General features: G+C 71.4%; 15 protein-coding genes and 1 pseudogene. 9 read left to right on the forward strand and 7 right to left on the reverse strand.

Annotated features, from left to right (window positions below):
- Positions 1-11: 11 nt before the first annotated feature.
- Both SY2F82_RS14125 and SY2F82_RS14130 read left to right on the forward strand, forming a co-directional pair.
- On the forward strand, positions 12-437 hold the full coding sequence (locus SY2F82_RS14125; protein ID WP_200419347.1) for a hypothetical protein: 426 nt from the start codon (positions 12-14) through the stop codon (positions 435-437).
- A complete protein-coding gene (locus SY2F82_RS14130; RefSeq protein ID WP_200419348.1) occupies positions 437-670 on the forward strand; it encodes a hypothetical protein in 234 nt (77 codons plus the stop codon). Before SY2F82_RS14125 ends, SY2F82_RS14130 begins: the two co-directional genes overlap by 1 nt.
- A 52-nt stretch (positions 671-722) precedes the next feature.
- On the opposite strand, the gene SY2F82_RS14135 is transcribed toward SY2F82_RS14130, so the two are convergent.
- Both SY2F82_RS14135 and SY2F82_RS14140 read right to left on the reverse strand, forming a co-directional pair.
- Entirely contained in the window at positions 723-1,295 is a 573-nt protein-coding gene (locus SY2F82_RS14135; protein ID WP_200419349.1) for a cob(I)yrinic acid a,c-diamide adenosyltransferase, read from the reverse strand.
- A 13-nt stretch (positions 1,296-1,308) separates the two neighbouring features.
- Positions 1,309-1,443, reverse strand: a pseudogene (locus tag SY2F82_RS14140) (ABC transporter permease); the annotation flags it as partial.
- On the opposite strand from SY2F82_RS14140, the gene SY2F82_RS14145 reads away from it, so the two are divergent.
- The 5 genes from SY2F82_RS14145 to SY2F82_RS14165 all read left to right on the forward strand — a co-directional run bounded on the left by SY2F82_RS14145 (position 1,426) and on the right by SY2F82_RS14165 (position 6,611).
- Positions 1,426-2,040 (forward strand): hypothetical protein, encoded by a 615-nt coding sequence (locus SY2F82_RS14145; RefSeq protein ID WP_236041441.1) that lies wholly within the window; start codon positions 1,426-1,428, stop codon positions 2,038-2,040. The pseudogene SY2F82_RS14140 and the gene SY2F82_RS14145 overlap by 18 nt on opposite strands.
- A 218-nt stretch (positions 2,041-2,258) precedes the next feature.
- Positions 2,259-2,411 carry a hypothetical protein gene (locus SY2F82_RS39690; RefSeq protein WP_200419350.1) on the forward strand — a complete coding sequence of 51 codons (153 nt, stop codon included), beginning with the start codon at positions 2,259-2,261 and terminating at the stop codon, positions 2,409-2,411.
- A gap of 122 nt (positions 2,412-2,533) precedes the next feature.
- Positions 2,534-3,382, forward strand: a complete 849-nt coding sequence (locus SY2F82_RS14155; RefSeq protein ID WP_200419351.1) for a 3-hydroxyacyl-CoA dehydrogenase family protein — start codon at positions 2,534-2,536, stop codon at positions 3,380-3,382.
- 145 nt (positions 3,383-3,527) lie between these two features.
- Positions 3,528-3,851 (forward strand): STAS domain-containing protein, encoded by a 324-nt coding sequence (locus SY2F82_RS14160; protein WP_103838618.1) that lies wholly within the window; start codon positions 3,528-3,530, stop codon positions 3,849-3,851.
- Between the two features lie 291 nt (positions 3,852-4,142).
- Entirely contained in the window at positions 4,143-6,611 is a 2,469-nt protein-coding gene (locus tag SY2F82_RS14165) for an ATP-binding protein (RefSeq protein ID WP_200419352.1), read from the forward strand.
- Between the two features lie 81 nt (positions 6,612-6,692).
- Here SY2F82_RS14165 and nucS read toward each other — a convergent pair whose 3' ends face one another.
- A complete protein-coding gene (nucS, locus tag SY2F82_RS14170; RefSeq protein ID WP_103838620.1) occupies positions 6,693-7,364 on the reverse strand; it encodes an endonuclease NucS in 672 nt (223 codons plus the stop codon).
- 281 nt (positions 7,365-7,645) lie between these two features.
- On the opposite strand from nucS, the gene SY2F82_RS14175 reads away from it, so the two are divergent.
- On the forward strand, positions 7,646-8,038 hold the full coding sequence (locus tag SY2F82_RS14175; protein WP_200419353.1) for an SCO5389 family protein: 393 nt from the start codon (positions 7,646-7,648) through the stop codon (positions 8,036-8,038).
- A 119-nt stretch (positions 8,039-8,157) separates the two neighbouring features.
- Here SY2F82_RS14175 and SY2F82_RS14180 read toward each other — a convergent pair whose 3' ends face one another.
- Positions 8,158-9,186: an LLM class flavin-dependent oxidoreductase gene (locus SY2F82_RS14180; protein WP_200419354.1), complete on the reverse strand. Its 1,029-nt coding sequence runs from the start codon at positions 9,184-9,186 to the stop codon at positions 8,158-8,160.
- 221 nt (positions 9,187-9,407) lie between these two features.
- Between SY2F82_RS14180 and SY2F82_RS14185 the strand changes: the two genes are divergently transcribed.
- Positions 9,408-9,737: an ATP/GTP-binding protein gene (locus SY2F82_RS14185; protein WP_200419355.1), complete on the forward strand. Its 330-nt coding sequence runs from the start codon at positions 9,408-9,410 to the stop codon at positions 9,735-9,737.
- A gap of 17 nt (positions 9,738-9,754) precedes the next feature.
- Here SY2F82_RS14185 and SY2F82_RS14190 read toward each other — a convergent pair whose 3' ends face one another.
- The 3 genes from SY2F82_RS14190 to SY2F82_RS14200 form a co-directional block, all read right to left on the reverse strand.
- Positions 9,755-10,624, reverse strand: a complete 870-nt coding sequence (locus SY2F82_RS14190; protein ID WP_200419356.1) for an ABC transporter permease subunit — start codon at positions 10,622-10,624, stop codon at positions 9,755-9,757.
- Positions 10,621-11,862 (reverse strand): ABC transporter ATP-binding protein, encoded by a 1,242-nt coding sequence (locus SY2F82_RS14195; RefSeq protein ID WP_200419357.1) that lies wholly within the window; start codon positions 11,860-11,862, stop codon positions 10,621-10,623. The genes SY2F82_RS14190 and SY2F82_RS14195 overlap by 4 nt, the downstream gene beginning before the upstream one ends.
- A 236-nt stretch (positions 11,863-12,098) precedes the next feature.
- On the reverse strand, positions 12,099-13,034 hold the full coding sequence (locus SY2F82_RS14200; protein ID WP_200419358.1) for a cellulose-binding protein: 936 nt from the start codon (positions 13,032-13,034) through the stop codon (positions 12,099-12,101).
- Positions 13,035-13,080: the final 46 nt, after the last annotated feature.

The following is a 13,080-nucleotide window of genomic DNA, read 5'->3' on the forward strand; positions in this document are numbered from 1 at the left end:
CGGAGGAGGACATGGACGTACGACGGCGACGGCGCACCCTGCTCGCGGGTCTGGCCACGGCCGTGCTGCTGGTGAGCGGGACCGGGGCGGCCGCGGCGGAGACGTCACCCACGCCCGCGTCTTCGCACACGGCCAAGGCGGCGCCCAAGGGCGACGGGGCGAAGGCGCTGTGCAAGCGGGTGCCGAAGATCGACCGGCGCATCGACCGCGCGCTGAAGCGGCTGCAGGGCGGAGCGGGCGTCAAGGGCTCCGTCGCCCGGCTGCAGCAGCGCGTGGACAACGCGAAGAAGGCGGGCCACGAGGAGATCGCGACCTATCTCCAGGACCGGCTCACCTTCCGCAAGTCGCTGGTGACCACGCTGCAGCAGCGGCAGAAGGACCTGGCCGGGGTCAAGACGTGGTGCGCGGACAACGACGACGGCAAGGCGGCGAGCTGATGCGTCCCGGGCTGCGGGCGGCCGCCCCCGTGGTGGCCCTCCTCGTCGGCCTCACCGCGGGCTGCGCCCCGGACCACGGGACGGCGGCCACGCCGGTGTCGTCCGGTGGCCCGTCAGCGACGCCGTCCGCGGCCCCGTCCGGGGTGGCGGACATGCAGAAGAAGGTGGCCGCCGCGGAGTCCGCGCTCGCGCAGGCGGACCGGGACGCGGCCCAGGACGGCACCGGCCGCTGACCGGGCCGGGGAGCGCGCCCCGTGGCTCAGCGCCGGGAGCGCGCCCCGTGGCTCAGCGCTCCCCGCCCGGCACCCACAGCACGTCCCCGGTCTCCTTGTTCGCGTACCGGGCGAGAATGAACAGCAGGTCCGAGAGCCGGTTGAGATACGTGGCCGTCAGGGGGTTCATCACCTCGCCGTGGACCTCCAGCGCGGCCCACGTGGAGCGCTCGGCACGTCGTACGACCGTGCACGCCTGGTGCAGCAGGGCCGCGCCGGGGGTCCCGCCGGGCAGGATGAACGAGCGCAGCTTCTCCAGGTCGGCCAGGAAACGGTCGCAGTCCGCCTCCAGCCGGTCGATGTAGAACTGCTCGACCCTCAGCGGCGCGAACTCGGGGTTCTCGGCCACCGGCGTCGACAGGTCCGCGCCCACGTCGAACAGGTCGTTCTGCACGCGGGTGAGGACCTTGACGACCTCCTCGTCGAGGCCGCCCAGTGCGATCGCGGTGCCGATCACCGCGTTCGCCTCGTTGGCGTCCGCGTACGCGGCGATCCGCAGGTCGGTCTTCGGCACCCTGCTCATGTCCCCGAGGTGCGTCGTGCCCTTGTCGCCGGTCCGCGTGTAGATGCGCGTGAGATTGACCATGCGACCAGCGTAGTTACGCCCCGGCCGTCCGGAACACCCGTGTGCCCACCGTCACGGCGAGCGCCGCGAAGCCGACGGCGACGAGAACGCCGTAGAGCATGTGCGCGCTCGTGTACTGGCCGACGTAGGCGTGGCGCACCGCGTCCACCTCTCTTTCCAGGCGGGCGCCGTTGTGTCGGTCACCCTCGCGGGTGATCTCGAGCAGTGCCGTCAGCTGACCGAGGCCCGGCGGGAGAGCGAGTGGCTGGGCTCTGGGAACGCGGACGTGCCGCAACAGGCACTGAAGGACTTCGCCAGGGCCAAGAGCGCCACGTTCATGTCGGGGTTCGGTGAGCCGACCTGGCGCAAGAAGTTCCGGCATGAGGGCTTCCGGGGCATTGGCACCGACCGCGTACCGGAGTGCAACGCAGACGGGTCGCCGAAGCTGAACGCGAAGACCGGCAAGCAGGTCATGGGCCGGTCGGTAGTCGTGCAGAGGCTCAACCGGCGGTGGGCTCAGGTCAAGGTGCCCGGCTGCGGCTGGGTCCGGTTCCGCCTCAGCGCCAAGGGCAAGGGCGCACAGCTGCCCGACGCGAAGACGTTCCGGGTCACCTTCCGCAACGGGCAGTGGCACATTGCGTTCGCAGTCATCCCTGAGCCGACCCCGGCGCCCGGCATGACCCGTTCCGCGAAGGGAACCGTGGACCTCAACCCAACCGGGTTGGAATCCCCCTCTTCCAAGAGGGGGGAGGATGTCAACAGATAGCGGAACGGGGACGACAAGGGTCAGGCGGCTGACCGGAGTCACCCCGCGTCCGCTCCACCATCCGCTGAGCGCTCTCCATGGTTGGGCTCCCGCACTGCGCTCACGGCTGTGGGCATCAGCCAGGAGGGGCAGGCCAACCTGGAGCAGGCGCTGCGGGAGGAGACCGGCCCGGCCGAGGGCCATCCGCTGCACACCTGGTGGTGGGTCAGGTCGGCTGGATGTGCAGCACCGCCATGGCCGTCACCGGACGCGAGATGGTCAAGGGGCTCGATCCGCGCGAAGTGTCCCGTGAGGTCCTGGAACTTTTGGATGACATCGAGGAGCTGTTGAGCGAGAAGGTGCTCAAGTACGCCGTCCGTGCCCCGGAATGACCCGTGCCGGTGTGATGTCCGTCATCTGAGACGTGACGCGCGTTACTAACCGGTCACACCGGCCCTCACGAGCGCTAGTGTCCGCCCGAGAGGCATAGAAGGCGCGTCAGGGGAGTCGCACAGTGGCACGGAAGCTTGCCGTCATCGGGGCCGGACTCATGGGTTCTGGTATTGCCCAGGTATCGGCCCAGGCCGGCTGGGACGTCGTCCTCAGGGACGTCACGGACGAGGCGCTGAACCGTGGCACGGACGCCATCAAGGCGTCGTACGACAAGTTCGTGAGCAAGGGCAAGCTGGAGGCGCAGGACGCCGACGCGGCGCTCGCCCGCATCACGGCGACCACCGACCTCGACGCCGCCGCCGACGCGGACGTCGTCATCGAGGCCGTCTTCGAGAAGCTCGAGGTCAAGCACGAGATCTTCCGGACGCTCGACAAGCTCGTACGCGAGGACGCCGTGCTCGCGTCCAACACCTCCGCCATCCCGATCACCAAGATCGCGGCGGCCACCGAGCACCCGGAGCGCGTCGTCGGCGTGCACTTCTTCTCGCCGGTTCCGATGATGCAGCTCGTCGAACTCGTCCGCGGCTACAAGACGAGCGACGAAACCCTGGCCACCGCCCGCGAGTTCGCGGAGTCCGTCGGCAAGACCTGTATCGTCGTCAACCGCGACGTCGCCGGTTTCGTGACGACCCGTCTCATCTCGGCACTCGTCGTCGAGGCCACCAAGCTGTACGAATCGGGCGTGGCCACCGCCGAGGACATCGACCTCGCCTGCAAGCTGGGCTTCGGCCACGCCATGGGACCCCTGGCCACCGCCGACCTCACCGGCGTCGACATCCTGCTGCACGCCACCGGCAACATCTACACCGAGACCCAGGACGAGAAGTTCGCTCCGCCCGAGCTGATGCGCCGGATGGTTGACGCGGGTGACATCGGCCGCAAGAGCGGGCAGGGCTTCTACACGTACTGACACCGCGGGCCCTCTCGGGGATCACCCTCCCGGGTGAATTCGGTATCGGTTCGCCAACGATCGGCAACCTGACCGCTCTCCAGGCAGTCAGACGTTGCACAACCACAACGCGGAGTAGACAGCGACGCACTCTCGGGGAGCGCATATGCACATCAGGGGCGACCACGCCGAGCTGGTCGTCGGGGGCCGCCTCGACGTCCACAGCGCGGCGGACGCCCGTACGGTCCTGCACTCGGCCGTCGACGACGGCGTCGGCGACCTGGTGCTCGACCTGTCCGAACTGGACTCCTGGGACGCCACTGGGCTCGGGGTGATCATGGGGGCCCACCGGCGGGCCGGGCGGTGCGGCCGACGGCTGGTGCTGCGTGGTGTACCGCCGCAGATGCAGCGCCTGCTGGTGGCCACCCGACTGCACCGGATCCTGGCCATCGAGGGCGGCATCGGGGTGGAGTCACTGCCCCGGGTCTGACCGGGCGGTGACCGGACGGCACGGGTTTCGCCGGCGCCAGGCGGGTGACCCGGAGACCGGCCCCCAGGGGTGAACGCCGACGAAACGTGCGTCGTGCGCAATCCTCACGAGACTGTGATGTCTCGGACGGCGCGGTACCCCGGCCTGTCGGAGATACTGACCGAAGGTTTAGGGTTCGGCTGCCCGCCGCCCTCAGGCCCTCGAGCGGGCACCGGACCAGAAGCGACAGCGCAGTGTGCGGCAAGGCCGGGAGGGGCTCAGGCACACGACGCTTTTGGGGGGCTTGGACCTATGGACCCGAACAACCCGGGACCCGAGCAGTACGGCCGGGACGGCGCTGGCGACGCGCCGGGCCGACGACCGCCGCGGGACCCCATCACACCCGACTTCGGACAGCCGGCACCGGCACTCGCCCGTACCGTCCAACTCGTGACGGGCGACTTCCTGCTCACCGTCAACCCCGTCGACGGCAGCGAGATCGAGGTCTGCCCGCCTGGGGAGCGCCCCGCGCGCCCGGCCAGGTGCACCGCCGACGAGCGCAGCGGCCGCGAGCGCGCCGCCAGGCCGCCCGTACCGCCCGGGCCCTCGCAGGCACGGCTGCCGCTGCTCGAGCGCCAGGAGGAGCGCGAGCGGCTGGTGCGGCTGCTGGCCCGCGGCCGCTCGGTCCGGCTCACCGGACCCTCCGGCTCCGGTCGCACCACGCTCCTCGACGTCGTCGCCGAGGACTGCGCGGATCTCGCGCCCGACGGCGTCGTACGCCTGACCGGCTTCCGGCGCACCACCGACGACCTGCTGTACGACCTCTTCGCCGCCGTCCACAAGGCGCCTCGGCACCGGCCCGACCGGGAGGAGCTGCTCGGGTACGTCCGCGAGATCGGCGCCGTCGTCGTCCTGGACGACCTGGAGTTCGGCGGCAGCGCGCTCGACGAGCTGCTGGACGCCACACCCGAGTGCGCGTTCCTGCTCTCCGCCACGCCCGACGTGCCCGCGCCCTCCGCCGGCTCGCACGTGGAGGAGGTCTTCCTCGGCGGACTCGCCCGCGCCGGAGGCCTGGAACTCCTCGAACACGCGGTCGGCCGCGACCTCACCGAGGAGGAGGCGAACTGGGCGGGCGACCTGTGGTTCGAGTCCGAGGGACTGCCGCTGCGCTTCGTGCAGGCCGGGGCGCTGCTCAGGCAGCGCGACCGGCAGCGGGCCGACGAGGGCGCCGTCGACGAGTTCGGCGTCTTCCAGGACGTCGACGTCCCCGTCGACGCGCCCTTCGACGCCGGGGACGACCGTGACGTGCCGCTGCCGTCACTCGCCGAGGCCGCCGCGCCCGCCCCGCTGCTCGCCTCCCGGCTCAGCGCCTCCGCGCGTGAGACGCTGAAGTTCGCGGTCGCGCTCGGCGGAGAGGTGCCGCACCAGACGCACCTGCCGGCCCTCGTCGACGACACGCACGCGGACGCGGCGCTCGCCGAACTCGTCGGCTGCGCCCTGGTCTCCCCGGTCGGCTCCCGATACCGGCTCGCGGCCGGAGTGCTGACCCAGCTGGAGGCCGCCGGATACGCGACCGGCGCGGAGGAGTACGCGCTCAAGGCCGCCCAGCACTACTCCTGGTGGGCCGGGCACCCCTCGGTCACGCCCGAGAGGGTCTCCGCGGAGGCCGACGCCGTACTGGCCGCGCTGAGCGCCCTCGTGCCCGTCACCTCCCCGCCCGCCGAGGGCGAGCACAGCGCGGCGGTCCTCCTGGCCCGGCAGGCGGCGCCCGCGCTGGCCGCGGGGCTGCACTGGAGCGCCTGGGAGCGGGCACTGCGCTCCGGCGCGGAGGCGTCCCGGCTGGCCGGTGAGGTCGGGGAGCAGGCCTACTTCCATCACGAGCTGGGCGTCTTCGCGCTCTGCGGCGGACAGCTCGACCGGGCGCGGGCCGAGCTGGAGGCGTCCATCGGGCTGCGCGGCGCCCTCGCCGACAAGCGCGGCACGGTCGCGGGGCGGCGCGCCCTTGCCCTGGTCGCCGACCGGTCCGGTGAGACGCCGCCCGGTGTGGAGCTGCCCGCGGAACCGACCCCGCCGACCGGCTTCCTGGTGCCCACGCCCTCCGACGACATGGGGACCCTGCTCACCCGGCAGGCGTCGGCCCGCCCGTCCGGCGGCCTGCGCGGCGCGGCCAAGGGCACCCGGCGCAACCTGGTGGCCGCGGGTGCGGGCGCGGCCCTGGTCGCGGTGCTCGGCACGGTCGTCACGCTCGGCATGACGTCGAACGACGACGGCAAGGCCCCGGCGGACCAGGTCCGCGTGGGCCCTTCGGCAAGCCAGGGCACGGACGGCGGAGGCTTGGGAGCGGACAAGGCGGGCGACGACTCGGGCGGCAAGTCCGGTTCGGGCTCGGTGGGCGCGGCGACGGCGAAGGCTTCCGGCGGGACCGGCACGCCCGGTACTACGGGCGGCCCGACGCCGGGCACCTCGGATCAGCCGTCGAGCGATCCGACGGGTACGCAGGGGTCGACTCCGCCGAAGTCGACCTCGAAGCCGTCGTCGAAGCCGACTCCGACGAAGTCGTCCACGCCGACGCCCCCCAAGCCGTCGTCGAGCAGCCCGTCGCCGGACCCGACGCAGACGACGCCGCCCGCCGACCCGCCACCGACGACCTCGGCCCCGCCGAGCACGTCCACGTCCGCCAGCGGCCCCGCCTCCAGCGCCCCTGCCACGTCAAGCAGTTCGGCAAGTGCCCCCACCACCACCGGCTCCGGCACCCCGAGCAGCCCCGGCACGGTGATGTAGCGCCCCGGCGACGCAAAAGGGCCGGGTCCGCCTTCCGGACCCGGCCCTCTGCCGTCGTACCGTCCCTCGGGACGAATCGCCTCAGAACAAGCGGAGCTTGTCGTCCTCGATGCCCCTGAGGGCGTCGTAGTCCAGCACCGCACAGCTGATCCCGCGGTCCGTGGCCAGCACGCGGGCCTGCGGCTTGATCTCCTGGGCCGCGAAGATGCCGCGCACCGGCGCGAGGTGCGGGTCGCGGTTCAGGAGTTCCAGGTAGCGCGTGAGCTGTTCCACGCCGTCGATCTCGCCACGCCGTTTGATCTCCACCGCCACGGTCTGCCCCTCGGCGTCCCGGCACAGGATGTCCACCGGCCCGATCGCCGTCATGTACTCGCGGCGGATCAGCGTGTAGCCCTCACCGAGGGTCTCGATGCGGTCGGCGAGCAGTTCCTGAAGGTGCGCTTCCACGCCGTCCTTGATCAGCCCCGGGTCGACGCCGAGTTCGTGCGAGGAGTCGTGGAGGATCTCCTCCATCGTGATGATCAGTTTCTCGCCCGTCTTGTTGATCACGGTCCACACGCCCTCCTCGTCGCCCGAACCCTCCTTCAGCGTGCAGGGCGGCGACATCCAGTTGAGGGGCTTGTAGGCACGGTCGTCCGCGTGGATCGAGACGCTTCCGTCCGCCTTCACCAGGATCAGGCGGGGAGCGGAGGGGAGGTGAGCGGTGAGACGGCCCGCGTAGTCGACGGAGCACCGGGCAATGACGAGACGCATGGTCGGCAACGCTACTCGACGCCCCCGTCCGCACGCGATTCGACCTTGAGCGAGCCGGCCCCCGGCGCTCCTCCCTTTTTCCCGAGATGCCCCCGTTCGGTAATGGCTGGTTGTGTGCCCAGTGGGATTTCGCTGTGTTCGCATTTTCCTGGTGCCGTCATCGGCGGTTGCCTACCGTAGTGAACGGGAGGTCGCGAGGTGTGTACTCAGCGTGTTCGATATAGCGAACTCCCTCACTTGTCCATCAACCCCTGTTGTCTCGGGGTGCGAGAGGAGAACCCATGTCGCTCGACGTCTCACCGGCCCTACTCGAACAGGCCGAGCGAGGCGAGGTCGACGAAGCCGAATTCGTCGACTGCGTCCGGACCTCCCTGCCCTACGCGTGGGAGATGATCAGCTCCCTGGTGGCCCAGCTGAAGGTGGACGGCGGTGACTTCGCCGACAACCAGACGCCCCCGCCGGACGAGCAGGCACGTGGACAGCTGCTGCGCGCGCTCGCGAGCGACGCGATACGCGGCGCGTTGCAGCGGCACTTCGGAGTGCGCCTGGCGTTCCAGAACTGCCACCGAGTGGCGGTGTTCCCGCTGGACTCCTCGGTGGACGACACGCTGGCCCGCTTCACCTCGGTCCGCAGCCAGCTCCTCAACCAGTCACCGGAGTTGCGCGACTGCTGAGACCCGCGGAGTCGTACGGCTTGCCGCTCCGCACGCGGGAAGTGCATCGGTTTCGGAGCGGCAAGCTCCCGCGTGTGCGGCAATGCGGCAAGCTCCCGCATCCGTGACCCGCCCGGTGGTCAGCGGAGGTGGGGGAGTACCTCGGCGCCCAGCCTGCGGACGTTCTCCACCGTCGCCGCCAGGTCGCCGGAGCCCTCGACGAGCAGCGCGAAGCGTGTGATGCCGGTCCGCTCGGAGGTCGCCGCGAGCCGGTCGGCGCACAGCCGCGGGGTGCCCACCGGGTGCAGCCCGCAGAGGAGTTCGGTGTACGCGAGCGGGTCCCGCATCGCGCGGGCCCGCCCGTCCACCGTCACATGCGCGTCGAGCCCCTGTTTCAGCCAGCCTGGCATCGCCTTCGTCAGCGCCTCGACGGCGTCGGTGCGCCGGTCGGCGATCTGGCAGACACCGGCCGAGACATGGGCGGCGCCGGCGATCGTGTCGCCGTCGACTCCGGCCGCCTGCGCCTGACTCCGCCACAGCGCGACCATGTCCGCCTTCTCCTCGTCCCCCACGTGCATGCCGAGCAGCATCGGCAGCCCCCGCTCGGCCGCCAGCCGTACGCTCGCCGGCGAGGTGCAGGCGACGACGACCTCCGGGCCCTCGGCGTCCGTGAGTGACTCCGACGGGCGCGGGACGACGGGGACTTCACGGAAGGTGAATCGTTCCCCCGCGGCGGCGACGGACGGTTCGCGCAGCCAGCGCACCAGCAGATCGAGTGATTCCGGGAAGCCCGTCTCATACGCCTTCAGTCCCGCGCCGAACACCTCCAGGTCCACCCACGGTCCGCCGCGCCCCACGCCGAGCGAGAACCGCCCGCCGGAGGTGATGTGCAGCAGCGCGGCCTGCTCGCCGAGTGCGACCGGGTGCGCGGTGGGCAGGACGCTCACCGCCGTGCCGACCCGGATCCGGCGGGTGCGGCCCAGCAGGAGGGCCGCCAGCGTGATCGCCGACGGGCAGGTCCCGTACGGCACGAAGTGGTGCTCGGCCAGCCACACCGTGTCCAGGCCCGCCTCCTCGGCGGCCTCGGCCGACCGCACCGCGCGGTGCAGCGCCTCCCCCTGGCCCTGTCCCGGAAACTGGGCGGCCAGTACAAAACTTCCAACGCGCATCGCACTTCCTGCTTTCCTGGCTCCGACGCGGAGCTCCCCCACGGGGCATAACTGCCTGACATGTGCCCAAGTCACGGGTTGGCGGAGAGATTTGCGGATTGTCTGCCGAATGGGCCGTTGGGAGGGCGGATCCGCGGAGTTGGTGACGTACGCGTACCCCTGTCGGTGCCGCGTAGGCTGGATACGGCCGCTGCTCCCTGTATAGCCCTGTGAGGTGTCCCGTGTCCCCGCGTCGCAACCGACCCAAGGGCCCAGGCTCGTCCGGCCGGACCGCGGACGACGACAGGGAGCGGTACGGCGGCTGGCAGTCCACCGAGAGCTGGCAGGGCGAGGAGTGGAGCGTGCGCCATGTGGCGGGCGCGAGCGCCGAGGGCAAGACCTACCGGTGCCCCGGCTGCGACCAGGTGATCTCCTCGGGCGTCCCGCACGTGGTGGCCTGGCCCGCGTTCGCGGGGGTGGACGAACGCCGGCACTGGCACAAGTCCTGCTGGAACGCGAAGGACCGCCGCACCACGCGGGTGCAGCGGTCCCGTAACGCGCCGAAGTACTGAGGCCCCGGGCCCGGGGCCTACACGTCCCGCCGCTCCAGCAGCAGCCAGGCGCCGGCGAAGGCGACGGCCGCGAGGCCGAGGACGATCCACACCGGCTCCCAGCCCGTGGGGCCGGAGCCGCCGAGGGACTCCCCGTACAGGGCGCTGAGCTGGCTCGGGATCGAGTACTCCAGCAGGAACCTCTGCAAGCGCTGCATCGACTCCGAGAACAGGAACATCGCGATGACGAGCGGGGCGAGCACCAGGCCGATCATGATGGTGATGGCACCCGCCGAGTGCCGGATGACGGAGCCCACGAACAGCGACAGCAGGCCGAGCAGCGCCACGTACAGGCCGATGCCGACCGTACCCTTCAGCCACTCCATGCCGGTGGGCTGGGCCAGGCCGTAGCTCTTCAGCATGGCGGTCTGGAGGATGCCGACGAGCAGCGCGGACACCGTCGTGATCACGAACGCCACGGCGAAGAAGACGATCGCCTTCGCCAGCAGCACCCTGGTCCGGCTCGGGCACGCGGTCATGGTCGTCCGGATCATCCCGGTGCCGTACTCGGACGCGGTGGTCAGCACGCCGAGCGTGATGATGCAGATGCTGCCGGTCAGGACTCCGCCGATCCCGAGGCCCAGCGGCGAGTTGCCCTCCAGGCGGGCATCCGACGCGGCGGCGATGGCGGCGAACAGCGTCCCGATGCCGATCATGAGGACGAGGAAGACACCCAGCGTCCACATCGTGGAGCGCACCGACCTGATCTTCGTCCACTCCGAGGCGATGGCGTGTCCGAGGTGGGTGCGCACCACGGGGATCGGCGAGGTGTAGGTCGGGTACCCGGAACCGGGCGCCGCCTGCCAGGTGGGCGCGGCCTGCGGCATGGGGGGCTGGGGCGTGCTCATCGGGCGTCCTCGGACTTGGTCGGGTCGGCAGCGGCGGTGGCGTCGGCGGCGGGCGCCTGCGCGGGCGGGGCGGCGGGGACCGGTGCCTGGTCCTGGGGCGCCGGCTGCGCATAGGGATTCGGCTGCTGCCCGGCGGACGGTGCGGGCGGGGCGGTGTACGGCCCCGTGGGCGGCTGCCCGGGCTGCGCCGGCATGGAGAACGGCTGTCCGCCCTGCTGCGGCGGCGGTGGGGCGTACCAGCCCGGCTGGCCCTGCCCCGGCACCGGGACCGGCGGCTGGACGCCGGGCGGCAGCGGCTGCATCAGGCCCGCCTTCTGGTCGATGCTCGAGCGGTAGTCGACGGCTCCCTGCGTCATCCGCATGTACGCCTCTTCGAGCGAGGCCTGGTGCGGCGACAGTTCCCACAGGCGCACGTCGGTGTCGTGCGCGATGTCGCTGATGCGGGGCAGCGGCAGCCCGGTGACCCGCAGCGCGCCGTCCTGCTCGGGCAGCACGTGCCCACCCGCCTCGGTGAGTGCGGCCGTCAGCTTCTCCCGCTGCTGCGGCTCGGTGTCGGGGGTGCGCACGCGGGCGAAGTCGGCGGAGTTGGCGGAGATGAAGTCCTTCACGCTCATGTCGGCGAGCAGCTGCCCGCGTCCGATCACGATCAGATGGTCGGCGGTGAGCGCCATCTCGCTCATCAGGTGGGAGGAGACGAAGACCGTACGGCCCTCCGCCGCGAGGGACTTCATCAGGTTGCGGACCCACAGGATGCCCTCGGGGTCGAGGCCGTTGACCGGTTCGTCGAACAGCAGCACCTGAGGGTCGCCGAGCAGCGCGGCGGCGATGCCGAGCCGCTGCCCCATGCCGAGCGAGAAGCCCTTGGACCGCTTCCCGGCCACCTCCTGCAGGCCCACGACGGCCAGCACCTCGTCCACGCGGCGGGCCGGGATGCCCGAGAGCTGGGCGAGGGACAGCAGGTGGTTGCGGGCGGCCCGGCCGCCGTGCACGGCCTTGGCGTCGAGCAGGGCGCCGACCTGGCGGGGCGCGTTGGGCAGCTTCCGGTAGGGGTAGCCGCCGATCGTCACCGTCCCCGAGGTCGGGTTGTCCAGGCCGAGGATCATCCGCATGGTCGTCGACTTGCCCGAGCCGTTCGGCCCGAGGAAGCCGGTGACGGCTCCCGGCCGCACCTGGAAGGAGAGGTTGTACACAGCGGTCTTGTCGCCGTAGCGCTTGGTCAGGCCGACTGCCTCGATCATGCTCCGCACCCATCGCAAGGTTCAGCACAGCGGGGCGCACGCCCCCCGTAAGGGTTAGGAGGATATCGGGGCGCTGACGGTTCCGCCCAAGGGCAGGTAAAACCGCCTGCGGCCGGGCGTCGCGTCGTTTTCCACCCCCCGAACACGGTCCGAGGCCACCCCGAGACGGCGCGAAGCCCCCCGCCACTCGAGTGACGGAGGGCTTCGCGGATGTTCAGACGCCGTACGGCCCGGTGTTACCGGGACTGCTGCGCCGGGACCCCGCGCGAGATCGGCTCGTCCTCGGCCGGCGTGCCGGTCGCGGCGACCGCGGCGCCCGTGAGCGTCGCCAGCATCTCGCGGACGTTGGTGAGCTGGGCGTTGATGGAGTCGCGACGGTTCGTCAGCGCCGCCAGCTCGCGCTCGGATTCCGAACGGATGCGGTCGGCCTTGGCGTTCGCGTCCGCGACGATGTCCTCGGCCTGGCGCTGGGCCGTCTCCACCGTCTGGCGAGCGCGGCGCTCGGCGTCCGTGCGCAGCTTCTCCGCCTCCAGGCGCAGCTGCTCGGCGCGGTGCTCGATCTCCGCGAGGCGCTTCTCGGCCTTGGCCTGACGGGAGGCCAGGTCCCGCTCGGACTGCTCACGCCGCTTGGCGAGGTTCGTCTCGAAGTCGGCGGCGGCCTGCGCGGCCTTGGCGCGGGTCTCCTCGAAGAGGGCGTCCGCCTCCTCGCGCTTGGACTGGGCGTCCTTCTGGGCCTCGGCACGCAGCTGAGAGGCGTCGCTCTTGGCCTTCTCGACGATGCGGATGCCCTCTTCCTCGGCCTTGGCCTTGCGGTCCGCGGCGAACGACTCCGCGTCGTTGCGCACCTGCTGGGCGGCCGACTCCGCGAGTTCGCGGTGCTGCTCGGCGGCGCGGCGGGCCTCCTCGCGCAGGTCCTTGGCCTCTTCCTCGGCGAGGCGGAGGATCTTCTCGACGCGCGCGCCGAGACCCGCGTAGGACGGCTCCGCGTCGCTGACGGCGGCCTGGGCGTTCTGCGTCTCGAGGTGGAGCTCCTCGATGCGCTTCTCCAGGGCGGTGATGCGGGCGAGAGCACTGTCACGGTCGGAGACGAGCTTGGAGATCCGTTCGTCCACCTGAGCGCGGTCGTACCCACGCCGCACAAGCTCGAAGCCGTAGGGGGAAGTGTCGCTCATGGGGTTCCTGTCGAATGAGACCGGTGAGGTGATAGGGGAATCCTAG

The organism is Streptomyces sp. Y2F8-2 (genome assembly GCF_014905555.1).
In the GTDB taxonomy this organism is placed as follows: Bacteria; Actinomycetota; Actinomycetes; order Streptomycetales; family Streptomycetaceae; genus Streptomyces; species Streptomyces cynarae.